We start from the raw sequence: 24,457 nt of genomic DNA, 5'->3' as shown, positions 1-24,457 counted from the left end.
CTTAAGAAAAGATATAAACCTTTCCGTTCAAAAAACAAACCGAAACTGTTCAGTTATCGTTCAGGCAAGGTTCGGTAATATACATCCCAACAAAGCAACACACCATTATATAACTCACTTACCAACATGCATTGCAATTTGTAAGCAAGATTAAATATTACAGGAAGCTATTATCGCTGAAGGATTAAGCGCAAAACGACTTAACGAATCAATACTGGAGTAATACTATGAATAACATCACAACTAAAACGACTATGACTAAGAAACTTTCTCTAGCCGCTACATTTTGTGTTGCTATGCTAGCTTCATCAAGCAGTTTTGCTCATCAGTTTGATATTGATGCCCAAGGCGAGCAAGCGATTAAAGAACACAAACAATTAATGAGTGAACATATGCAGGCTGCCGAGCAAGATTTTTCCGCTGAATTAAGCCAAGATTTTGATCAGCAAATGCAAACCGCAGAACAAAATTTTATGAAGCAAACCTGTGCTAAATACGGTTTGGACTTCGACACTCAATCAGAAGTGTGTGATGGCTAACCGCCAACACCACTTTGATATAAAAAATGCAGCCACATGGGCTGCATTTTTTATTATTGCGCAATAATTTAAGTACTAATTTAAGTGCTAACCTAGAATGGAAAACGTTGGCTCAATTTAGGGTAGTTTTTCCGTAAGTCTTTTTTCTTCGTACTGAACTTTTTCCCTTTTGGCGTATCCTGTCCAGAAGGTACAAACGGTAACTCATCACCATTGCGATCTTCATAGATCTTACCGGCGATCAAATCATAATCTTCGATGAATGGATAAGCATAATCATCTTTCGTTGGCCATTTATCAAGCTCACCCAAGCAATCTGGATTATTGATGATATTGTTATACCATTGTTCACCTAACGACAGAATGAAGCTGCGAAACTCAACAAAACCATAGTCAGAATCACATCCAGTAATGATGTATGCCGCTCCCCAGATATCCCATTGGTAGCTCCGGCGCATTTGTTGGCCAAACATTTTATCAAAAGCCGCTAATGCAACATCATCTAATGCCGACAACTTTTCAACTAATTGATCATTGCACTCTTGTTCTGATTGCTCAGCGTGGCTGCGGGTCACTAAAGACCAAAATTCCGCCTCAGTCATTCACTTATCCTAAATTCTTATAAAAACGTTTTCACAAACTCTCTCAACTCACGTTATTCTACACCACATCACGATTAACACAGCCTCATTAATGACAGTAAAACTATGAATAAACCGCCACTGAGATTGACCCTACTAATTATTTTTTATGTACTACTTTTAATACTCGCGCTTTGGCGCTCATATAGCATCCAAAGTATTGACCTATTCACTATTGGCGTCATCCCAGTACTATTTGGTTTGGTTAAACGAACTCAATGGGCAAGCATTGCACTAAAAGTCTACTTGGCAATACAAACTTTAGCGGCATTAGCATTATCGACAACTGCAGTTATTGCTTATCAATTAACACCTGAAGATGTAAAAGTGGAATACAACGGAATGACGATTCCTATTCCTGCGATTGCTATCTGTATATTGATGGTCCTTAGTTTTCAGTATTGGGTCGCATTTTGTAAAAAAACTGCAGATTATTTGAAACAGAATAGTTAACTAAGCTAACAGCTCGCTATATTCAGACCTTCGCTTAAGGTAAAATATGTCCAATGACTCAAACACTAATAATAAGAAGTATGCCATGAGCCAATTATCTCCAAGCGAATTATCTATTTTGCTACTTGAACCTTCTGATGTTCAACGCAAAATTATTATGTCTCGCCTGCAACAAGAAGGCGTAAGCAGTATTCAAACAGCCGCCAATATAGCCCAAGCTAAAGAAATCATTGCTCGGCATACTCCCGATTTGATTGTCAGCGCACTGCATTTTGATGATGGTGAAGCGACTGAACTTCTCAGTTTTATAAAACAAGATACCCACTATAAAGATATCCAATTTATGCTGGTATCCAGTGAATGTCGCCGCGAACAATTAGAAATATTCAGGCAATCTGGGGTCGTGGCAATTTTGCCAAAACCTTTTGCAGCGGATCATTTAGCCACAGCATTAAACTCAACCATTGATTTAATCAGTAATGACGAGTTGGATTTAAGCCATTTTGACGTGCAAGACATTCGCACATTGGTGGTTGATGATAGCCGTATGGCGCGTAACGTTATTAAACGCACAATAACCAATCTAGGTATAAGAATTATTGTTGAAGCCACTGACGGTGCAGAAGCAATTGAATTGATGCAGCAACAGATGTTTGATTTAGTCATTACTGACTACAATATGCCCAGTGTCGATGGACTGGCGCTAACGCAATATATTCGTAACGAAAGCCAACAGTCACATATTCCCATTTTGATGGTGTCTTCAGAGGCCAATGATACCCATTTAAGTAATGTCTCAAGTGCAGGTGTCAATGCCCTTTGTGATAAACCATTCGAGCCAAAACTTGTTAAACAGTTACTCTATCAATTACTCGAAGAATAACTCGTCTGACTATATTTTCAGTCACATAAACACTTGAAGACAATTAAAACAGCGTAAAAACAATCCAAAGTGCTAATAAAAAGCCCAAAAGGCACCATTTTACAAAAATGCTGCACATTAATAAGATAAAAGGCTTTTAAACCCCCATGGCTTATGGCATGTTAATCTAGTTTTAATTAAACACATCTATGGAAAGCAGAGAATATCAACATGAACAAAAGTGAATTAATTGCAAAAATCGCAGAAAATGCTGAGTTAACAAAAGCTGAAGCAGGTCGTGCACTAAAGTCTTTTGAAGAAACTGTTACTGAAGCCATGAAAAATGGTGACAAGATTTCTATCGTAGGTTTTGGTTCTTTCGAAACATCAGTTCGCGCAGCACGTACAGGTCGTAACCCACAAACGGGTAAAGAAATTCAAATTGCTGAAGCAACTGTACCAAAGTTCAAAGCTGGTAAAACGTTAAAAGATAGCGTTAACTAAAAACCGCTTTAACGATAAAACCTCCTTCTTGGAGGTTTTTTTATGCCTTGACCTTTATAAACACAGAAAACTATTTCAGTAAATTCCACACTTAAAACGCACAAAAAAAGTGCAGCTCTGCCTCATTGAGATGCACCATTGTTGCCACATATTAGCGCATGTTTATATAAGATGCTGATTTAGAATGGTTTATAAACATGGCACATCATTAGCAATATCCCCTTCAGATAAATCAACATTTAGCTCAGCGGTCTGACTTTTATGCTGAGACTAAATGAAAATAAAAACTTTAAGGGAATGAAAATGAAAAAATCACTATATCAAGCTATTGCGCTATCGACCGGCTTACTAATGAGCGCCACAGCTTTTGCTGAAGTAACAGGTAATATTGGTGCGACCTCTAACTACCTATGGCGCGGTGTATCTCAAACAGGGGATAGTGTCGCTGTTCAGGGCGGCGTAGATTACGAGAATGAATCTGGTTTTTATGCTGGTACTTGGGCATCTAATGTCGATTTTGGCGACGGTACAAGCTATGAGCTTGATCTATACGCAGGATATGGTGGCAGTATCACTGAAGATCTAAGCTACGACATTAACTATTTATATTATGCTTACCCAGACTCGCCTGGTAGCGTTGATTTTGGTGAAGTGTCTGTGGGATTAGCATGGAAATGGTTAGACGTTTCCTACTCGCACACAGTTAATGGAGGCGATGATATCGCTTCAGGAACATTAGATTCAAAAGACATGATGTATGCTCAAGCTAACTTAACGTTCCCGTTAACCGAAAAGCTTTCACTTGGTATTCACTATGGTTATTCAGATGGCGATATCATCACTAGTTGGTTTGGAACTGATAGCTACTCAGAATATAACGTCTCTTTGAGCACAGATACTGACTTCGGAACCATCTCATTCATGGCTTCTGATACCGATTTAGACGATGACGATGCTAAAATCGTTTTAGGTTATTCATATAGCTTTGGTCTATAAGCGCTGATATAACTTTTCATGCAGTAATGCATGAACGTCATTCATAAAAACGTCACCCTTGGGTGGCGTTTTTATTATTTATCCATAAAAATCCACTGACAGAATTAAGCATTTTTTTTAATTGCTGCTACATTCAAATTAACAGGTTATTTTATTAAATTAAATTTTGCCTTACTGGCTGCATTAATCATATTCAACGTTCTTGTAGTAAATAACCATAAGTGTTCAAGGAAGGATTATCGTTCATTAGAGTAGCTATCGCGGCTTACAACAACACCAGAGATGAGGATAAAGTGATGGCTAATATTACTGAAACTATCCCAAATGACACTGAAATTGACGCCATGGTGTCACCAAAAAATAGACGTTCTGCAGAGATAATTGAACGAAAAAGACAAGTAAAACGTCGATTAGATGAATATCTAGAACAAGCAGAGTTACGTAGAAGCATAGGGGACGATGACTTTTTTTAGCCGTGCTATCACTAAGATGTGAAAACTAAGATGTGAGAACTAAGATTTGAGAATTATCATATGTGTTGCTTCAACAGCGCTTTTTAAGCCTTAACCAACTGTAGTTAAGCTAATTTTTATTATTTTATTTCGTACGCTAAGCCTCTACATTCTTGATACACAGAACAACCAATTAAACTACCTTCTCCGCACTGTGTAATCACCAGTGCATTACCGCCAATTTCTGCGGTCTGAACTTTTAAATTTTTCTTCAAATCAAACAAGCTGGCTCTATCTGTTAAGTCAGGCTTATATGAATCACGACAATAACTTGCAACCACCTCTCCTAGAGGGACGTTATCATGACGATACACTTCACTCGGTTCGTAAATATCTACTGTGGTAGATTTATATCGGTAATCAGCAGCTTCAGATACATTGGTTTTAAAGCTCATATTATTGCAGCCGAACAACACTGAGACAGATAATATAACCAGTGCAGATTTTGAAATATTGACTCTTTGCATAAAACGCCTATTTATAAAAAAGGTATAACCTTCACGGCTATACCTTTTGTATATCAACAATGATAAAAACATCTAAAAATATGTTACACACTTGCCTTAAGCGCTTTTTGCTTGGCAAAGTACTCGCGAGTCAAACCAAATACCACAGGACTAAGCAGTGCCAAGGCAATTAAGTTTGGAATGGCCATCATTGCATTGAGCGTATCAGCCAATAGCCAAATAAACTCTAATGAACTTACGGCGCCGATTGGCACCACGAGCGTCCAAATTAAACGAAATGGTTTTACCGCTTTATCACCAAATAAGTATTGAACACACTTCTCACTGTAAAAACTCCATCCTAGAATAGTCGTGAAAGCAAACACAGCAAGCGCTACCGCCACAATGTAATTACCCATAGGTATTGCATGAGAAAACGCGAACGAGGTCAGTGCTGCGCCATTTTCGCCAGATGTCCAAGCACCCGAAACGATAATAGCTAACCCCGTAATTGAACACACGATTATGGTATCAATGAACGTACCTAACATAGCAATTAAGCCTTGCTTAACCGGATCGTTTGTTTGCGCTGCAGCATGTGCAATCGGCGCACTACCCAGACCCGCCTCGTTTGAAAACACACCACGCGCGACACCAAAACGAATAGCGGCCCATACAGCCGCGCCAGCAAAGCCGCCTTGAGCAGCGACAGGGTTAAACGCGCTATGAATAATTAATTCAAATGCTGCAGGAATTTGGTCAGCATAGACCACCAACACAGCTAAACCCGCAGTGATATAAAATAAAGTCATTAATGGCACTAATTTACCAGCAACATCAGCAATACGTTTAATACCGCCCATCAGTACTGCACCCACTAACACCATTAATACTAGGCCTGTAATCCAGTTTGGCACGCCAAAGTTAGAACTCATTGCATCAGCTACAGAGTTTGTTTGCACAGTATTACCAATACCAAACCCAGCGATAGAGCCCATAACAGCAAATGCGGTACCTAACCAAGCCCACTTGCTGCCCAAGCCATTCTTAATGTAATACATCGGCCCACCGACATGATTACCATTACTGTCTTTTTCGCGATACTTAACCGCCAGAACCGCTTCGGCAAACTTAGTCGCCATGCCCACTAACGCGGTACACCACATCCAAAATAACGCACCAGGACCACCGATAACGATAGCCGTTGCGACCCCGGCAATATTACCCGTACCAATCGTGGCAGAAAGCGATGTCATCAGCGCATTAAAAGGACTGATTTCACCTTTGCCTTCACTATCGCTGTCAGTGCTTCTGCCTGACCATAATAGTTTGAAGCCCGTGCCTAATTTTAGGATTGGCATTAACTTAAGTCCGATAGACAAAAATAATCCCACTCCTAAAATCATCACCAGCATGGGGACGCCCCATACGACGCCGTTTATCCAGCCCAGAGTTGCAGTTAGTGCTTCCATTGAAAACCTCATAATGAGTTAAATATTTATAGTTATTATTAATCGATCTTTTTAATCGTTATTTTTTATAGTTTTAGCGCTTATCCATTGAAAACGGATAAGCGCGGAATTCAGATTACCTGCATTGGCGCAAAATTGGAAACACCAGCGTAGTTCAAACAGTGTAAATTTCGTAATAACAACTATTAATCATCAGGTTAAATAACTTAATTTATAAAAAATTGATAATTAAAGTAGCGCTTAAAGCTCTGTTATGGCGATTAATCTAATATCACTTTTAAATTATCTAAGCCTTGTTGCAAGTCATTACCAATCATCGCTTCAAAATCAATAAACAAAAACGTCAAGTTCATTGGGTAATCTATGTGACCGCTAAATCCCCATTTCACCAAGGTTTTATCTGCTGAAATGGCTTCAGTGGTCATGTAGGCAGGTTCAGTTGCTTCAAAAGGGCTCAAAAAACGTAATTCGAAATCGATTCTTTCACCTTCAAGGATATTAAGAATTTCTTGTTCACCAACACCCACATCAGGGTTTTCGCTAGACCAAGCAGAAATAAAGCCAACAGTAGCATCCGTTCCTGTAAATCTTTTTTCCATATTGGGATCTATTTGAGCCCACTTACTAAAGTTATTTTGATTTTTTAGATGCTTAACATAATCAAAAACCAAAGGTTTCGGCTGATTGATTATTACACTGCGCTCAACATCATAAGTTTGAGAGACAAATAATGCGACGATGAAAGGAAGCGATATGAGGGTTGCGATAACAATGGCTATTTTTTTTATCATCATTTATTTCCATATACTGAGTATTTAAAATGCAGCAAGTAAAACGCGCGGATCTAATAAGTACTCAGTATATCAACAGCATTGCGCATCACAATTAATTTTAACAAAGTAACAACAAGACTGAAGTGAATGGGATAAAGAGGGACAACTAAGGGTTTTAAGCGCTGAAGATTAAAAGTTATTAGACTGACAGTTTTTTATAACAGCTCTGACAAACACACGCTTGGCCTTTTAAATCATCCAAAACTCTTGGAATTATCGACGCTTTGGTAGATTGAGCTAAACACCAACAATCTTGGATCGATTTACCCACGCTCACAGCACATTGATTTGCTTGCTGACAAACGGGACAAATTAACGGTTCATCAGGTTGTTTAATAGCAGTGGATTGCCTAATAGCTGGGTCACCAATTGTTAATTTGTTAAAAGTTGATTGGCTACTATTTGTTTCGTTATTAGATACTTGATCAGGTGAGAATATTTCAACATCAGCCATTTTATTCACTTCTTCATTCGATAGGTTTATGACATAAATTAAAAATCGGTACTTAGAATTTAACCTCTAAATACCGATTCTACTCTATTCCATCATTTTACATGCTAATGAGATGCTTTATTTTGATGCTGGCGCATTGGGGTAAGCTTTTGACCCTAATACGCTACCCGCACCGGCTTTACCATAATAACCATCGTGTTGATGATAGCTTTTTTGCGTATCTGATAAGTTGCCTTTATAGCGAGGATCCTGAGGACGCTCATGTGAATTCACATATGCAGCCACATCCCAAGCTTGTTGAACTGACAATTGGATACTCTTGCCCAGCGGCATGTTTTCATAAATAAAGTTAGCCGCGGTATTCACTCGATGCATACCTGCGCCCCAGTTATAACTTTGTGGTCCCCATAATGGCGGTAAAGCACTTACGTCAGCCATTTTAATACCTTGGCCATCAACGCCATGGCAAGTCTGGCAATGGGCCAGGTAAACAACCTCACCTCGCTCAAGCGAGTATGCCTGTTCAGGTTTAGCCAGTTTAGGGAAGCCTCTACCCGCTAATGACGCTAATGCTTTTTGATCTAATTTAGATTTAACTTCCACAGGGAGTGGAAAGTCTTCTCTATTGCCACCCTTTACCAGCTCTGTATCACTCAGTTCAGGAACTTTGTTATCAAGATCAAATTGATTCATTAAGCCACTCATGGCTAGCCAATATGAATAAGCTGAGATAGCCACAAGTTCTTTACTGCCAGATGCAGGGGCGGTGCCATTCATTGAATAAGTAAAACAGCCCTGAATACGTTCTTCATAGCTATTCACTTTATCGTTTTTCTTTCTATAGGCTGGGTAAGCCATATAGGCCGCCCATAATGGCGAAGCATTGGCTTTATTACCGGCATTCATATGGCAATTGACACAATTGAGCTCATTGCCCACTTGTTGATCACGCATTTGCTGGCTGTTGACGAATAACTGATAGCCTAATCTTACTTTATCACCAAACTCGCCACCTGGAATGGTAGATAAAGCGCTAGGTTGAAGATATAAAGCGGTAGGATCTTTTGCTATTGCAGGAATTTGTGCTTGTCGATCAGGTAGTTCGGCAGCGGTAACTGAGTTAATGAACATACCCGCAGCTAAATAATAAAATAGTTTCATAGTATGTCCTTATTTTTTAACCACAGGTATTTGTGCTGAAAAGTATTGAGATAATGCGTTTATTTCTTCCGCAGTTAGTTTATTAGCAATATTTCCCATCATGTTATCAACATCACCTTTACGGGTGCCATTTTGCCAAGCTAATAATTGATTCTTTAAGTAAGTGGGTTCTTGTCCTGCAAGTCGAGGGAAATTTTCAGCGCCAATACCTGAAGGTCCATGACAACTAGTACAAGCGGGAATATCGCGGCTCCAATCACCTTGGTAAGCGAGCTTTTCAGCCACATCAGTAATCACAACTTTATCGCCGCGATATTGTAATGTTATCTCCTTGACGGGTTTAGCCGCAAAATAATCAGAGACTAATTTAATTGCATCACCTTGCACAGTCGCAGCCATCGCCATCATAGTCGGGTTCTGCCGAGAACCGATTTGAAAAAGAGTTAGCTGGTTAGCAATATATTCACTGGATAAACCAGCTAATTTAGGCCCCGCAACACCTAAACCTTCTCCATTAACACCATGACAACTGACGCATACTTGTGCCTGTGCAGGTATGCTTTGTAATAACTCTTTAGGGGATTGCGCTGGAATACTGGCCAAAGCAGTACTACTTGTCACCACAACAGTCATTGTCGTCACGACTTTTACAAGAAATTTCATATAGCGCCCTCTCCTTGGGTGATTTTCAAACAACTATGGAATTAAATGTAACCTATAAAGACGGGATTTTCTTTACAAATTAAATTTTAAAGCTGAATTGATTCAATGGTTAAATACTAATAGCTTTTGATAATCAACAATATTCCTTGGTGGAACTTATCAAGAATGAGGTATTTTCGGTAGATAAAAAAGGCCTATTCCCTTTAGGAATAGGCCTTTATAGATTTGAGTTAATATAGTGAAATAACGCTACTCTTGGAGTAAATCTTTACATATTTGCACTAAATCTGACTGCACTGCAGCAGCAGTAACCTCTCGGCCAGCACCTGGACCGCGAATAATCAACGGATTCCCTTGATAGAAAGCGCTGCGAATCACAAACACATTATCCCCTGGGGTTAAGTTGGCATAGGGGTGATTTGAGTCGACCCATTGAATGCCGACTTCAGCATGCATTTTCCCGTCAACTTTATCTAACGATGCTACATACCTTAAAACTTTATTTTGCTCTAAGGCCGCATTGAATTGTTGCAGCATAAATTCATCTAACTCGCCGATACGCACTAAAAAATCATCCAGTGACAAATCAGCTAAATGAGTAGGTACCAATGAATTTAGCTCAATATCATCAAGTTCAATTTCAAAACCAATTTCACGGGCTAAAATAAGTAACTTACGTTGCATATCTCGACCAGATAAGTCATCTCGAGGATCAGGCTCTGTAATCCCTAGACCGCGAGCTTCAATGACTAACTCCGAAAATGGCTTTTGACCATCGTAATGTTCAAACAACCAACATAAAGTTCCTGAAAAAATACCCCCAACGGCTTCGATGCTATCGCCGCTATTACGTAAATCATTTAGCGCATGTTGAATTGGTAAACCTGCACCACAACTTGCGTTATATCGCCAGAATAAACGGCGGTTACTCAGCTGAAGCTTAAGCTCTCGATAAAAAGGTAATGGACCAGAACCCGCTAGTTTATTAGCACTAACAACATGAATACCTCGTGCAAATAGCTCTGGGTATTGCAAGGTTAAGCTGGCACTCGCGCTGATATCCAGTGCGACAAGCTCATCACAATCAAGTTGCTCAAGTTGCTCAAATAAATTGGGGTAATCCCAAGATTTAGCTGTGGTATCAAAATCATGTTGCCAGTTATTGATATCAATGCCTTGCTGACAAATCAGCGCTTCTTTTGAGCTGACTAAACCAACTAACTGGACATTGGCTTCTAATTCTCGATTAAGTGTTGCTGATGAACGCTGGAACAAATCTATCCACGCTTCACCAATATTTCCCACACCAAGCAGCAATACACCAATACGTAAGCGCGGGCCTGCGCAGCGGCGGTGTACTTTTTGGGTCAGTAAACTAACCTGAGATTTAGGTACTAAGGTCACTAAACTCAAACCATCTTGATACAGGGGTTTAGCATCACGACTTAATAATCGGGCAAAACTACGGCGATAATGTTCAGCATCAGCACTCACGAGTGCCACTAGTCCTAATTCGGTATTAGAGCGTATATCGCTAATGGATAACGCTTCTGCATGCAGTTCAAGTAATACTTCAACTTGCTGTTGGTTTTCAGCAGTGAACGCCAGCTCAACTTTGTGATGCGCTGAAGTCCAATAAGCTAATGGGGCAATACCCGCTTGTTCTAGTAACTCTAGTGTTTTTTGAATTGGTGCTTGTTGCTTTAAGCGAAATAACGCCACTTCGTTTAAGCTTGTGACCACTGGAGCACTTGCCGATGAGCTTTGCGGCGCAATAAGGGTAAAATCAGTATGAGATGCGTAACTAGAACGAACAGCGAGACTGACATTGGTATCAAATAACGGCTGTAAGGTGCGGCTATGCAATACTGGCGATCCTAGTTTTGCTAATCGATCCGCTTCAGCCAATGACATGCTTTCAAGTAATTTTGCATCATTAATTTTATTAGGATCAGCGTTAAACACACCTTCAACATCAGTCCAAATAGTGACTCGTTCAATATCGGCTAAGCTGGCAATTATCGTAGCACTGTAATCAGAACCATTACGTCCTAGTAGCAAGGTATCACCTTCGTTATTGGCACAAATAAACCCAGTAATCACTAAGCGTTCATTAGGATGTGCAGCTAGCAGCTTTTGAACTTTTTGACGAGACTCTTCAATGCAAATATTGGGCACAAGGCCTTCATCTGCAACGAGAATAGAGCAAGCATCAATGTTAGCAGCTGCAACGCCAGATTCTCTTAACAAGGCTGCCATTAATCTTGCTGACCAACGCTCACCAAAACTGAGCACATGGTTTAATTGAAATTTGTTTCTTTGCTCTAGCGACAATAAACTAATCAGCTGTGACTTATCTGTCGATAAGCGTTCACGTAAGTCACGTGCTTGCTCATTAGATAACAATTGTTCAATGAGGTTTTGCTGATAACTAACTAGAACTTGTAGCTCTTCTTGCCACAGGTCGCCATTTTCTTTTAATGAGAGTAATTTATATAAAAAGTTAGTGCTTTTTCCCGCAGCTGACACCACGACTAAATCATCACTGTTGCCATGGGTCAGTAAAATATGGGCAACGCGGCGATAGCAATCTGCATCAGCAAGACTTGAACCACCAAATTTATGTAAATGACTGCGGGTCATTTCTAACTCCTTAAACAACTTATACCAGCCTGATGATTAAACAATCAGGCAAGATTAACTTAAAGTGCAGCGACTGCAGCTAAACCAACTTGAATATCTGCAACCAAGTCTTCAGCATCTTCAATGCCGACAGATAATCGCAATAAAGTATCTTTAATACCAGCTTCATAACGCGCTTCAGGCGCCATTGCTCTATGGGTCATAGTCGCTGGTACGGCAACTAAGCTTTCCACTCCGCCCAAGCTTTCAGCCACACTGAAAATAGACAGTGCACTTAAAAATGCTACCACTTCGTCTTCGCCGCCTTTAAGCTCGAAACTTAACATAGCGCCGAAGCCTTTTTGTTGCTTAGCGGCAATATCGTGACCTGGGTGGTCTTTTAATCCCGGATAATACACTTTTTCGACAACATCACTGGCCTGAAGCACTTCAATGACACGTTGTGCATTTATTTGGTGCTCTCGAATACGTACAGCCAAAGTACGAATACCGCGCAAAGTCAGGTAACTGTCGAATGCCGAACCCGTTAGCCCAAGTGTGTTTGACCACCAATGCAGTAACTCACCTAACTCAGGATCTTTTGCTACCACAGCGCCGCCAACAACATCACTATGACCATTAATATATTTGGTAGTTGAATGCATTACGATATCAGCGCCAAGTTCTAATGGCTGCTGTAAAATTGGCGATAAAAAGGTGTTATCGACTACCACTAACGCATCGACGTTATGGCTTTGTTCAACGATGGATTTGATATCCACAACACGAAGTAATGGATTAGAGGGTGTTTCTAGCCACACCATTTTAGGTTTTTGTGCGATGGCTTCACTTAATGCTTGCTCATCAGTTTGATCAACTACCAATAATTTAAACTGACCTTTGTTGGCAAGATTTGTGAACAAACGGTAACTACCACCATAACAATCATGGGGTACAACCAATAAGTCATTAGGACCTAACAAACTAGTGACCAGAGTAATAGCAGCCATACCTGTACATGTCACAACACCAGTTGCACCATTTTCAAGTTTGGCAATAGCTTCGCCTAACACGCATCGTGTCGGGTTTCCTGAGCGACTATAGTCAAACTCTCTAGGATTCTTATGCCCATCAAAAGAGTAATTTGTTGATAGGTAAATCGGCGGGACTACTGCGCCATATTGCGTATCAGTTTCGATACCTTGACGAACTGCTAGCGTCGCTGCGCGATGTTTGCTCATTGTAAACTCCTGAAAAATAGCACCAAAGAGATGTCTAGATGGCTAAATGTACCTAAGCTGAGTCACATCGTCAACACAAATCAGCCGTTTAGACGTCTAAACATAAAGAAATCTATTTGTATTCGTTATAGAATAGCAGCAATAATTTGACTGTAATTAATTAGCAGTTAAAATCTGCCACGAATCTATCGTATAAAGGTGAGTTAATGACTGAATGGAATGGCGACTATATCAGCCCATATGCCGAGCATGGCAAAAAAAATGAACAAGTAAAAAAAATCACGGTATCCATTCCTTTAAAAGTATTAAAAGTGCTTACTGATGAACGTACCCGCCGCCAGGTAAATAACTTGCGTCATGCAACTAATAGTGAACTTTTATGTGAAGCATTTCTACATGCATACACAGGTCAACCATTGCCTAATGATGATGACTTATCTAAAGAAGGCCCTGATAGCATTCCATCAGAAGCAAAAGCCATAATGGATAGCATGGGTATTGAGTGGGAAGATTTAGATTAAGCCATAGTCTGGTAGTTCACTCTTCCAATCAGTCTGCGTACTTAATCAAGCACCATGATTAATCTCATACAGCCAATCTGATACTGCTAACATAAAAAGTTAGCAGTATTGCGCCTAAAGAGTCGACAATGGAATTTATCGATCCGCAAACCTTGATGCTTGCATCGGTTATCATTTTTATAGGCGCATTAACCCAAGGCTTAATCGGTTTTGGGTTAGCGGTTGTTGCCAGCCCAATCTTATATATTATCGACCCCCAGTTAGTGCCAGTCCCTGTTATTGCGATGGGCTTTTCAATAGCCTTAATGACCTTACTCAGAGAACGAACTGCATTACAGTTCAATGGACTGCAATATGCGTTACTGGGTCGAGTACCCGGTGGTTTTCTCGGTGCTGGATTATTACTGTTTGCTCCGCAAGCCATCCTAGGCTTAGCGATTGCCTTTATTGTTGCTACTGCCGTTATTCTCAGCCTTTATAAAATAACCGCACCAGTTAACCGCATAACGTTATTTATTGCAGGGGTATTGTCAGGAATTTTTGGCAATATTGCCGCCATTGGTGGACCACCATTAGCCATTCTATTAGCTGGCAAAGATGCGCCACAATTTAGAGCGGCACTTTCGATATTTTTTGTATTTAGTTCAATGATTGCGATGGTGATCTTGGTAATTGCAGGATTAGTTGAACAAAAGCATATCTGGTTATCCCTAATGCTTTTACCTTCTGTGATTTTAGGTAATATCGTCGCTGGTAAGTTAACCAATAGAGTTGACAAGAATAAGACACGTACCGCCACACTGGTACTTTGTAGCTTTAGCGCTTTAATTCTTACAGTGAAGTCGTTAGTGGAATTATCTGTGGGTTAACATTAGCTATGAGCAATCTTTGGAATGGGAAAGGGAGAACGAGATAGAAAGTTAGCATTACGCATTAAAAATGATAAGAGGTTTGTAACACAGCCCCTATAGCATCTTCGCCATAACTACCAGTCATATCGAGCTTAAACGCTTGCCCAATAGCAAATCCAGTACCGAATGAATATACATCGACGCTGTTATCTTTTAAGTCATGACGATAGCCCATCCTTAATGATAGCCAGCTGGTTGCCTTAACCTCACCACCCACCCGTAAAAATTGAACGGAATCAAAATCAGTGAAGCGAGTTTGATCCACAAGATCAATATCTGCCGTAAGAGTAGCTCTAGACCAATCATATGCCACCCCTGCTGTCACAAGAGGTTCTATGCGGTATTCAAATTTACGCCCTTGTGCTTCCTCTGTGGTGACCGTATTACTGATGAGATTTCTTGCTGATAAACCGACCGTTAAACTATCCGTGGGTTGCCAGGCGACACCTAAATCTAGATTAAACATACTCTCATCATTTCGATATCGATCATCATCAAAGTCATCGGCATCAAAGTTATTGGCATTAGCCGTATAATGATAGGTATCAATACGCTGAAGTTTTGGCGACACACCGATTGTTACTGGCAAGTTGACGATTGAAAGAGGGAAACTTAATGCGACACCAAAATCAGTAACTGCGCCAGCTAAGACAATACCTTGAGAATCTAAATCGGCAATATCGGTAGGAGGGTTACTAGGGTCTAAACTACTGAGTATATCAATATCTGACTGAGCAATATCAGCTACACCAACGCCATCGATATAGCTCTTATAAAATATCGCCATTGGTACTGTTTGAGTGGGAATAACTAATGCTGCACCAACACCAGCAGAAAAACTTGCGGTACTGCCTTTGAGTGAGGTTAAGTCAGTAACTAAGTCGTCTCTATAACGCTCGATATTATCAGTATCGCTGCCGTTAATCGCACTTTCTAATCCATCATATGAGTCTTGCAGTGAATCAAATTTATCGACCATCTCATCACTATCATCAAGTTCAACGCCAACAACGGGTAAAAGCAGGGAGAATTTATTAGTCTTGGGGGCATATATGGCAAGTAAAGCAGGATTAATAAAACTTGCACCTTCACGATTTGAAGATGCCACACCAGTGCCGCCCATGCTATTACTGCGAGCTTCAAAATAAAGCTGGCTAGCTTGCGAACTTATCGCAAACAGCAGTGAAAACACCAGTAGCGCTATTGATCTCATTATTCACCATTTTCATTTTTGTTATCTAATTAAAGATAGTCGATAAAAATAAAAACGTGACTTGATAGCATCAGTATTTAGCGTTTCCTAAGTGCTAACAAATCTGAATTTCAAGTGGTTTATTCAGTGAATAAGCTATGAATCAGGTAGATAGCGTTTAAAATTGTCCATGGTAAATTGGATAAATTTTTTCAGTCTTTCCGGTTGAAATTTATCTTTGTGATAAAGCATATAAAATGGCGTATCGGGAATATGCCAATCACTAAAAACATCAACGAGTTCACCGGTATTAATTTCATCTGGACAGTATAAATATGGCAAACGTACTATGCCATTTCCGGCCAACGCACTGGCTTTCATTGCTCGGCCATTTTTACACTTAAAACCGCCTTTGATCGCAACCTCTACATTCAGATCGTCATGCTTATGGTTAAAGCGCCAATGGTTAATTGAACCAGTGATACACGAATGCTGATTTAGTTCGCTAGGATGTATTGGCTGACCATGCTTAGCTAAATAGTGTGGCGATACTAGAGTTCTATTTTCAATATCCATGAGCTTTCGCCCTACTAAGCTAGAATCAGCGAGTTGCCCCATTCTGAATACAATATCGAAATGCCCTTCAATTAAATCTACTCGTTGGCTACTAAAATCAAGATCGATGGTGATGTCTGGATATTGCTTAATAAAGTCATTAACTAACTGAACAAGGATATCTTCACCAATGACTCCACCTACACAGTTAATGTGAATATTACCTTGTAGTTTTTCGGCGCTATCCAATGCCATTGCGACCACTTGATCGATCTGTTCCAACGCTTGCTGACATTGAGTCAGTAACTGTTCGCCTTGTTCTGTTAAACGCTGAGTTCTGGTTGTCCTAATGATAAGGCTAACTCCAAGAAACTTTTCTAAACTCAGTAACTGCTTTGATAAATGCGACCTTGAACAGCCTAATACTTGCGCCGCTTGGGTAAAGTTGCCCTGCTCGGCAATCACCACAAAGGCTCTGATATCAATCAAATTTATATCTAAGTTCATAATAATTTCTATTTTTGTGTGTCTTCATCAAAAGATATTAGGAGTCACAGGTAAACAATGATGTTCTTTGTGGATTATATATCAACAATAAAGTAATACCTATAATGGGCACAACTTAACGAACGAGGTAAAAATCATGAAATCACTTGTTGTCATTACTGGCGCATCATCAGGTATCGGTGCCGCTATGGCGAACGCATTTAGCGCTAAAGGTCACCCACTACTTTTACTTGCTCGTCGCGTTGAGCCAATGCAAGCACTTAACTTACCAAACAGTTTATCTATCAGTGTAGATGTTACTGATGCTGCAGCAATGAAAGCTGCGATTGCGACTGCTGAAGCAAAGTTTGGTACTGTTGGCTGCCTGATTAATAACGCTGGTGTTATGTTACTTGGACAAGCTGATGTGCAAGATCCTGCAGAATGGAGCCAAATGCTCAACATCAATGTTATGGGCGTGCTTAATGGCATTCATGCTGTTCTTGCTGATATGAAGGCCCGTAAAACAGGCACTATCATCAATGTAAGCTCTATTGCAGGGCGTAAAACATTCCCTAACCACGCAGCTTATTGTGCCAGTAAGTTTGCTGTTCATGCGCTAACTGAAAATATCCGCGAAGAAGTCGCTATGGATGATGTACGTATGGTCACTATCGCACCCGGCGCCGTTGAAACAGCACTGCTTAGCCACACAACTAATGAAGAAATTAAAGCAGGCTATCAAGATTGGAAAGAATTCATGGGCGGCGTTATCGAGCCAACTGCGGTTGCTGATGCGGCAGTATTTGCCTTTGAAATGCCGCAAAATGTTTGTGTAAGAGAAATTGTATTAGCACCAACACGCCAACAACCTTAAAAGTACATCGAGTCTCGATAAGTACCCATTTCAAAAACCATGAGTGATGACTCATGGTTTTTTATTATCTTCGCATTAATTTTAATAAACTGCCTCCCTCAGCATACTTCATGCGTACCTCATATAAACGCATTCTCTTATGTTTCGCAATAATTCCTCCATTACTAGCAAACTAGCTATATTTGAAAAAAATTAGATTAATCCCAAGGTGTTATATTAATTGCTTAAAGTTTCAATTAAGTTATACATATGTAATGAAACTTAACTAAAACAAGCTACGCTTAAAGCAGAAATATATTGATTGTTTATCAATTACATATTGGCAATAAAAAGGACACTTTTTGTATGCAGGAAAACTTCCGTTTATTTTCCAGAAATAAAGCATTTCCCGAACTATTATTGTCATCGACATTTATCAATTTATTGTCGCTTGCGCTGCCCTTCACCATGCTACAAATCTACGATCGTATTCTGCCAAATCAAGGTTATGGTACTGCCACTATTCTTGTTTCCGGTGTGGCGATTGCCATATTGCTGGAATTATTACTCAGATATGGCCGCAGTTGGTTACTTGCGGCATCTGCAGCCAATTTTGAATTAGAAACCACGACCAAGGTGGTTAACAAGCTTATGCAAGCGGACTATCACCATGTTGAAGCCATGGGAACAGGTAAAGTCACTAATGGTTTAGCCAGTATTGCGAGTATGCGAGAACTCTATTCAGGGCAAGCAATTGTGGCACTAATGGATTTTCCATTTGTATTAATTTTCTTAGCTTTAGTCGCTTACATTGGTGGCCCGCTGGTATTCATTCCGATAGTTGTCTGGCTAGTTGTTGGCGCTCTGGTTTATGCCATTGGCAAGAAACTCGCTATCGCTACTGAAAACCTCGCTCTTTCAGATGCTGAACGAACCCGAATGTTGATACTGGTGTTATCAGGGCTAACCACAGCCAAGGCCCTATCTTTAGAAGATCGATTAGCCAGTATTTATAATAAAATAAACCATCAGCGACTGGCACAACAGCAACAAGTCGATTGGTTATCGGCTAAGTTACAAGAAGTCATCCAAGCAGCATCGCAAGGAACAACATTAATATTAGTGATGCTAGGTTGTTTAGAAGTCCTTAACGGTTCGCTTACAACAGGTGGACTGGCGGCATGTTCAATATTAGCAGGTCGCGCCATCGCACCATTAAGCGCGATTATTAGTCTTCGCTCTCGACTTGTTAGTGCCAAAACGGCGATGTCACACGTAGATGATTTAACCGCCATTCCAGCTGAAGCGTTTAGTGCTAAAAAAATCTATCAACAAAAAATTCCTAACGGCCCCATTACATTTCAAAAAGTCGATAGCAGTAATTTAGGCACTGTCATTCAACAGTTGAATTTAGAGATCCTCCCTAAAACCTTAGTTACCCTGCAATCAAATCCCCTGAGTCATGCTAGCCACTTACTCAGTATCATTGCTGGATTTCAAAAGATAAATACAGGTGAAGTCGCCATTGATGGGGTTTTACTTCATGCACACGATAGTAAAGAGTTTCGACAATCAGTTAATTATGTTGCCCCTTGGCCAACCTTATTTGCAGGTAGTTTACTTGAGAATATGACCATGTTCCGAGCAGAGTATGAACCACAAGCAATGGCAATTGCTGACAGTTTAGGCTTAACGGCTAAAATTGCCGAACTGCCCAATGGTTATCAAACTTCAGTGGGGGAAAACGATAATCAAATGCTAAATAAAGGGGCGATTAAACTCATTTCAATAGTCAGAGCGATAGTTCAAAAACCGTCAATATTGCTGCTGGATGAGCCGATGATTTCACTTGATGCGGATGCCCAAAATAAATTACTCACCTTATTAGCCCAACTGAAACAACAAATGACCATTGTGGCAGCATCTCATTACTCTGAACTCGGTAAAATTAGTGATGAAGTTGTCACAATTGAGGGGCATGCTCAGCCTAAAGAAACTAATAAATCACCGCACATGGATAATAGTGATTCACAGGAGGTGATCCTATGAAGACTTTAGAACTAAAGCCATTACTGGTGGAGCTGTTCCAACAATTAGGTCTTTACACTCAAGCCAGTAACGTTGCCAGTGACACTGAAAACGACCTCAATACCCTAGCGGTGTCTCGGATATTAAAAAAGCATCAAATTGGTTTCTCTGTTATTAAACCGTCAGATAATACGCTGCATTTAACCATCCACCCTTTCTTGGTTGTCCCAGCCAAAGACAATGCCTTTATAGCAAGAAGACAGGGACATCAGTTCGAAAAATTAGAAAACAATCATTGGCAAGCGGTCGATATAACTCAGCTAACTGATGATGCCTACCTATTTGTTATCGATGCATTACCCCGCAGCAAAAAGAGTGTTCAAGCTTTTGCTGCTCACATGAGTAAAAGAACCAAATGGTACCGCCCTGTGTTCTGGCTTAGCTTACTGTCCAGTATTACAGGGTTAGCAGTACCTCTATTTACTATGGCTGTATATGACCGAGTAATTGGTGGTCAAACACCCTCCATATTACCCAGCATTGCCTTAGGTGGGGCGCTAGCGATTGGCGTATTAGTATCAACCCGCTTAGCGCGGGCGCAAATTCTTGCCACCACCAGTAATCGGTTTGCTAGAGATCTTTCCCAGATAACCTTTTATCGATTATTACACATGCCGTTAATGGTCCTTTCGCGTGTCGGTATTTCAAATCATATCGCTAGAATGCGTAATGCGGAAAAAGTCAGAATGCTATTATCTGGCCCTGGAGGTGGCGGCTTAGTCGACCTGCCCTTCACTATTATTGCACTGCTGGCGATTATGTTTTTAAGTGGCTGGCTAGTATTAGTGCCTATTGGCATGTTGATGCTCTATTACTTGGTGATGAAAGTCGTCAGCCGCTATGTTCAAGCTGCTTCACCCACCATTAGTGGCGAGTATCAAAATGCCCTAAGCGAACTAGCGAAAAATCTACTGCAACTCAAAGCGGCTGGCGATACTGAAGGCTGGCAAACAAAATTTCTTCGTCAATGCCGTGAAAACAGTCGCCAGAATTTTCTTTACGCTAAACGAAATGGCCTAAATGCAGCCATTGCTCATTCATTGAGTTTATTCACCGCGCTTATCACAGTATTTACCGGAATATTTTTAGTGCTAAACCAAACTATTTCCCCTGGTGCATTAATTGCCTGTGTGATGATGATTTGGCGTATAACTGGCCCTGCACAACTGGCATTTTCATCTCAACAAAAATTCACCATGATGGATGTAGCAGTTAAGCAGTTTGATCGGTTCATGCAGGCCACAACAGAGCAATCTGAATTGCGCCTCGACACCCCTGATAACACTCAAGCTCCTGCAATTTCATTTCAGCATTTAACCCTGAGATACAAAGCTGAAGGAGAACCTGCACTATCAGGTGTGAATGTAGACATAGAACCCGGTGAATTAGTTGCCGTTATAGGGCCCAATGCCTGTGGTAAATCAACCTTGCTACTGAGCGCTTTAGGCGTCTTAGAAGCACAAGCCGGATTTGTTACCGTGAATGGGAAAAATTTAAAACAATATGACACTGAAATCTTCAGGCATTGGGTCGCTTATAGCCCATCACAACCTGATATTTTCCCTGGGACTTTAGCTGAAAACATCCGTATAGCTAAACCAGGTGCAACCGATGATGAAATTAAAACCGCTATTTTGACTGCCGGTGGGGCCAGCTTTTTTAATAGCATCAATAATGACTTATCGGTTGATTTACTCGGTGAGAATAACGCCATGCTTTCGGCTATTGAAGGCAGCTACATAAACCTTGCCCGCGCACTGATAAAACAATCTCCATTGTTATTGCTTGATGAACCATTACCCCATCGCAATCCAGAATCGAAACAGCAGTTGATAAAAACCTTATTAAACTTAAAAGGAAAATCAACCGTAATATTTACTAGCCACGATCAAGATTTAATTCAACACGCTGACAAAGTCATTATTCTTGATAAAGGCGCCGTGGTTTATGCGGGTCCAATCCCCGATCAAGCACCTCAAACGCCAGATGCCAATAACACCGTCATGCAGGAGTCTCCAACCAATGGATAATCGTCAACTAGCTAATAGAGTCTGGCCAGAACATGAATTTGCAGAAGCAATTGAAGCACCTGCTGAGCGGAAGTTCATTCGAAATATCATCTTATTGATCACGGGTTCAATATTAATCATGTTGGTTTGGTCTGTTTTTACCAGCGTAGAAGAAATTTCAAAATCCAAAGGACAAGTGGTGCCGTTAGGCCATAGGCAGGTCATACAAAGCCGTGCTGGTGGCACTATTGCTTCAGTCGTAGTCGAAGAAGGTGACGTTGTTAAGCAAGGTGATATTTTGGCAAGTTTTGTCTCTATTGATAGCTTATCAGCCGAGGAAGAGCTTTACAGTAAACGCGCTAATTTAATGATGCGAATTGAACGTTATGAAGCCTTCATTGATGCACGTGATGCCAATTTTGATGAGTTCGCCTATGAGTACCCGCAACTGGTTAAACTGCATAAGTCTTCGCTAAATCGCATGATCGATGAACGAGTGGCAATTGAGCAGCTTTCAGAATCTGAAATAGCCAAATCGCAAGCTGAAATCGATGGACTAAAAACAGAAATCCCTCCCCTTAGCGATCAAATTCAAACCGCTGAACAAACGTTAAAAATGATGTTGTCTGTCACCGAAGAACAAGCAGTATCAAAGTTACGCATTTTAGAATCACAGCAAAAGCTTGATTCTTACATGCGAGAGCTAAAGGCGATGGAAAGCAAACAACAAGTTCTCACCAAGAACCTGCTAAACCTTCAGCAACAACTCAAACAAAGACAAGCTTCATTATTAAAAGAAGTGGGTGAAAAACGTACTGACACACAAGCTGAATTGTTAGGTGTCACAGCAAGGCTAAAATCATCCAACTCACTGGTATCTCAAAACACCGTAACCGCACCTGTTGACGGCATCATTCAATCAATCCCAACATCTTCAACTGGCAGCGTCATTCAACCCGGCGGCACTGTGGCTGTAATTGTTCCAATGACCAAAACAGGTTTGATGGAAATTAAATTGTCACCAAGAGATATCGGCTTTGTGCATGTTGGTCAATCAGCACGTATTAAAATTGATGCGTTTGATTACAGTCGTTATGGCGCGTTAGATGGAATCGTAAAACGTATTTCACCGAGTACAGATAAAGATGAAAAAGGCGGCGTATTTTATAAAGTGCAGCTTGCCATTGATAAGCCCTACTTTTTGGATAATCCCGATAGTTTTGCATTAATTCCAGGAATGACTGGCGAAGCAGATATTGTTACAGGTGAAAAAAGCGTGTTCCAATACCTATGGAAACCTGTGTTCACCAACATTAACGAAGCATTTGGCGAAAGATAAATGGTAGGAGTCTCCCATGACGACGGACAGCAAAGATAATAAAAATAAGCCAAATGAAAAAAATAAACTCAATAAGGATCTGCCAGAAAAGAAAATCCAGCAAGCGATAAAGAAAATTGATAATGATGCTAAAAAGTTGCGGGCAAAAGAATCTAGAGATACGGGAAACATAACCCCAAATAGACAAAATGACCTTGTAGCTGACAAGTCTTGGCAGACTAATATAGCCAATGCATCAGTGGATGATAAAGTAACTGAAGAAGGCTTTTCTAATGCAGCTACTAATCCAGAAGCGACTCAGCAAGACGTTATTAAAACATCCATAACGCCACAACAACAAACAAGCTCAACACTTAAAAATGCCAGTCAAACCGCTGATAGCAATCCGATGACTCAGAGTCAGCTGCAGCCAATGAATAAGCTTATTGTAGAAACAGGTTCAACTCAAACAACAGGACTAGCAGCGGGGGCACATTTTCATAATGGTAATATCACAACCCAAGACATAAGCCAGTTTAGAACATCTCAGATTTCGTTACCTGAACAAGACTTTCAGACTGCTTTTACCATTAATTCATCATCTCATTTAGTTTCAAATGTCATCGCACCACAAACTTCAACACAAACTGCAACACATGAAGTCACAGAGATAGTAAAAGGTGCACCAACACCAGATATTACCCCTCCCTCTACTGGCACTGGCACTGGCACTGGCACTGGCACTGGCACTGGCACTGGCACTGGCACTGGCACTGGCACTGGCACTGGCACTGGCACTGGCACTGGCACTGGCACTGGCACTGGCACTGGCACTGGCACTGGCACTGGCACTGGCACTGGCACTGGCACTGGCACTGGCACTGGCACTGGCACTGGCACTGGCACTGGCACTGGCACTGGCACTGGCACTGGCACTGGCACTGGCACTGGCACTGGCACTGGCACTGGCACTGGCACTGGCACTGGCACTGGGCACTGGCACTGGCACTGGCACTGGCACTGGCACTGGCACTGGCACTGGCACTGGCACTGGCACTGGCACGAATGAAACCCCAATAGAAATAGCAAGTCAACCATCAGCAGCACAATTAAAAGAAGATA

General features: G+C 40.8%; 24 protein-coding genes. 13 read left to right on the top strand and 11 right to left on the bottom strand.

Features of this window, described 5'->3' with window-relative positions:
• Positions 1–227 precede the first annotated feature (227 nt).
• Positions 228–539, top strand: coding sequence for a hypothetical protein (locus tag FPK91_RS16905; protein WP_144212629.1), 312 nt, complete (start codon positions 228–230; stop codon positions 537–539).
• Between the two features lie 92 nt (positions 540–631).
• On the opposite strand, the gene FPK91_RS16900 is transcribed toward FPK91_RS16905, so the two are convergent.
• Positions 632–1,141, bottom strand: coding sequence for a DUF4240 domain-containing protein (locus tag FPK91_RS16900; protein WP_144212627.1), 510 nt, complete (start codon positions 1,139–1,141; stop codon positions 632–634).
• Positions 1,142–1,246: 105 nt separating this feature from the next.
• Between FPK91_RS16900 and FPK91_RS16895 the strand changes: the two genes are divergently transcribed.
• From FPK91_RS16895 to FPK91_RS20975, 5 genes are all read left to right on the top strand, one after another.
• Entirely contained in the window at positions 1,247–1,633 is a 387-nt protein-coding gene (locus FPK91_RS16895) for a hypothetical protein (protein WP_144212626.1), read from the top strand.
• An 85-nt stretch (positions 1,634–1,718) separates the two neighbouring features.
• Positions 1,719–2,516, top strand: coding sequence for a response regulator (locus FPK91_RS16890; protein ID WP_144212624.1), 798 nt, complete (start codon positions 1,719–1,721; stop codon positions 2,514–2,516).
• Positions 2,517–2,726: 210 nt separating this feature from the next.
• The gene (locus FPK91_RS16885; RefSeq protein WP_144212622.1) at positions 2,727–2,999 is read left to right on the top strand and encodes an HU family DNA-binding protein; all 273 of its coding nucleotides are present in this window, start codon (positions 2,727–2,729) and stop codon (positions 2,997–2,999) included.
• 303 nt (positions 3,000–3,302) lie between these two features.
• The gene (locus FPK91_RS16880; protein ID WP_144212620.1) at positions 3,303–3,995 is read left to right on the top strand and encodes a TorF family putative porin; all 693 of its coding nucleotides are present in this window, start codon (positions 3,303–3,305) and stop codon (positions 3,993–3,995) included.
• 296 nt (positions 3,996–4,291) lie between these two features.
• Positions 4,292–4,468 (top strand): PA3496 family putative envelope integrity protein, encoded by a 177-nt coding sequence (locus tag FPK91_RS20975; RefSeq protein ID WP_168926931.1) that lies wholly within the window; start codon positions 4,292–4,294, stop codon positions 4,466–4,468.
• A gap of 119 nt (positions 4,469–4,587) precedes the next feature.
• Here the strand turns inward: FPK91_RS20975 and FPK91_RS16875 are convergent, their stop codons facing one another.
• The 8 genes from FPK91_RS16875 to metB form a co-directional block, all read right to left on the bottom strand.
• Positions 4,588–4,974 (bottom strand): hypothetical protein, encoded by a 387-nt coding sequence (locus tag FPK91_RS16875; protein WP_144212618.1) that lies wholly within the window; start codon positions 4,972–4,974, stop codon positions 4,588–4,590.
• 83 nt (positions 4,975–5,057) lie between these two features.
• Positions 5,058–6,425 (bottom strand): alanine/glycine:cation symporter family protein, encoded by a 1,368-nt coding sequence (locus tag FPK91_RS16870; RefSeq protein WP_144212616.1) that lies wholly within the window; start codon positions 6,423–6,425, stop codon positions 5,058–5,060.
• A gap of 260 nt (positions 6,426–6,685) precedes the next feature.
• Entirely contained in the window at positions 6,686–7,219 is a 534-nt protein-coding gene (locus FPK91_RS16865; protein ID WP_319593223.1) for an SRPBCC family protein, read from the bottom strand.
• Positions 7,220–7,397: 178 nt separating this feature from the next.
• Positions 7,398–7,712 carry a cysteine-rich CWC family protein gene (locus tag FPK91_RS16860; protein ID WP_144212614.1) on the bottom strand — a complete coding sequence of 105 codons (315 nt, stop codon included), beginning with the start codon at positions 7,710–7,712 and terminating at the stop codon, positions 7,398–7,400.
• 117 nt (positions 7,713–7,829) lie between these two features.
• Entirely contained in the window at positions 7,830–8,873 is a 1,044-nt protein-coding gene (locus tag FPK91_RS16855) for a c-type cytochrome (protein ID WP_144212612.1), read from the bottom strand.
• 9 nt (positions 8,874–8,882) lie between these two features.
• Positions 8,883–9,536, bottom strand: coding sequence for a c-type cytochrome (locus FPK91_RS16850; RefSeq protein ID WP_405127318.1), 654 nt, complete (start codon positions 9,534–9,536; stop codon positions 8,883–8,885).
• A gap of 249 nt (positions 9,537–9,785) precedes the next feature.
• A complete protein-coding gene (locus tag FPK91_RS16845) occupies positions 9,786–12,179 on the bottom strand; it encodes a bifunctional aspartate kinase/homoserine dehydrogenase II (protein ID WP_144212610.1) in 2,394 nt (797 codons plus the stop codon).
• 59 nt (positions 12,180–12,238) lie between these two features.
• Positions 12,239–13,399 carry a cystathionine gamma-synthase gene (gene metB / locus FPK91_RS16840; RefSeq protein WP_144212608.1) on the bottom strand — a complete coding sequence of 387 codons (1,161 nt, stop codon included), beginning with the start codon at positions 13,397–13,399 and terminating at the stop codon, positions 12,239–12,241.
• 206 nt (positions 13,400–13,605) lie between these two features.
• Here metB and metJ point away from each other — a divergent pair, with 206 nt between their 5' ends.
• Both metJ and FPK91_RS16830 read left to right on the top strand, forming a co-directional pair.
• Positions 13,606–13,920, top strand: a complete 315-nt coding sequence (gene metJ / locus FPK91_RS16835; protein ID WP_144212606.1) for a met regulon transcriptional regulator MetJ — start codon at positions 13,606–13,608, stop codon at positions 13,918–13,920.
• 128 nt (positions 13,921–14,048) lie between these two features.
• Positions 14,049–14,789: a sulfite exporter TauE/SafE family protein gene (locus tag FPK91_RS16830; protein ID WP_144212604.1), complete on the top strand. Its 741-nt coding sequence runs from the start codon at positions 14,049–14,051 to the stop codon at positions 14,787–14,789.
• A 64-nt stretch (positions 14,790–14,853) separates the two neighbouring features.
• Here the strand turns inward: FPK91_RS16830 and traF are convergent, their stop codons facing one another.
• A complete protein-coding gene (gene traF / locus FPK91_RS16825) occupies positions 14,854–16,044 on the bottom strand; it encodes a conjugal transfer protein TraF (RefSeq protein WP_144212602.1) in 1,191 nt (396 codons plus the stop codon).
• Between the two features lie 135 nt (positions 16,045–16,179).
• Positions 16,180–17,085: a LysR substrate-binding domain-containing protein gene (locus tag FPK91_RS16820; protein WP_144212600.1), complete on the bottom strand. Its 906-nt coding sequence runs from the start codon at positions 17,083–17,085 to the stop codon at positions 16,180–16,182.
• A 136-nt stretch (positions 17,086–17,221) separates the two neighbouring features.
• Here FPK91_RS16820 and FPK91_RS16815 point away from each other — a divergent pair, with 136 nt between their 5' ends.
• From FPK91_RS16815 to FPK91_RS21145, 5 genes are all read left to right on the top strand, one after another.
• The gene (locus tag FPK91_RS16815; RefSeq protein WP_144212598.1) at positions 17,222–17,941 is read left to right on the top strand and encodes an SDR family oxidoreductase; all 720 of its coding nucleotides are present in this window, start codon (positions 17,222–17,224) and stop codon (positions 17,939–17,941) included.
• Positions 17,942–18,286: 345 nt separating this feature from the next.
• Positions 18,287–19,969, top strand: coding sequence for an ABC transporter transmembrane domain-containing protein (locus FPK91_RS16810; RefSeq protein ID WP_144212595.1), 1,683 nt, complete (start codon positions 18,287–18,289; stop codon positions 19,967–19,969).
• On the top strand, positions 19,966–22,038 hold the full coding sequence (locus FPK91_RS16805) for a peptidase domain-containing ABC transporter (protein WP_144212593.1): 2,073 nt from the start codon (positions 19,966–19,968) through the stop codon (positions 22,036–22,038). The genes FPK91_RS16810 and FPK91_RS16805 overlap by 4 nt, the downstream gene beginning before the upstream one ends.
• Complete coding sequence (locus FPK91_RS16800) at positions 22,031–23,356, top strand: HlyD family type I secretion periplasmic adaptor subunit (protein WP_144212591.1); 1,326 nt, start codon at positions 22,031–22,033, stop codon at positions 23,354–23,356. Before FPK91_RS16805 ends, FPK91_RS16800 begins: the two co-directional genes overlap by 8 nt.
• Positions 23,357–23,372: 16 nt before the next feature.
• A complete protein-coding gene (locus FPK91_RS21145; protein ID WP_227006602.1) occupies positions 23,373–24,404 on the top strand; it encodes a hypothetical protein in 1,032 nt (343 codons plus the stop codon).
• The last annotated feature ends 53 nt before the right edge of the window (positions 24,405–24,457 follow it).

It is taken from the genome of Shewanella donghaensis, from assembly GCF_007567505.1.
Classification (GTDB): domain Bacteria; phylum Pseudomonadota; class Gammaproteobacteria; order Enterobacterales; family Shewanellaceae; genus Shewanella; species Shewanella donghaensis.
Note: the sequence above shows the minus strand (reverse complement) of the source record. Positions and strands in the feature narration are given on the sequence as shown.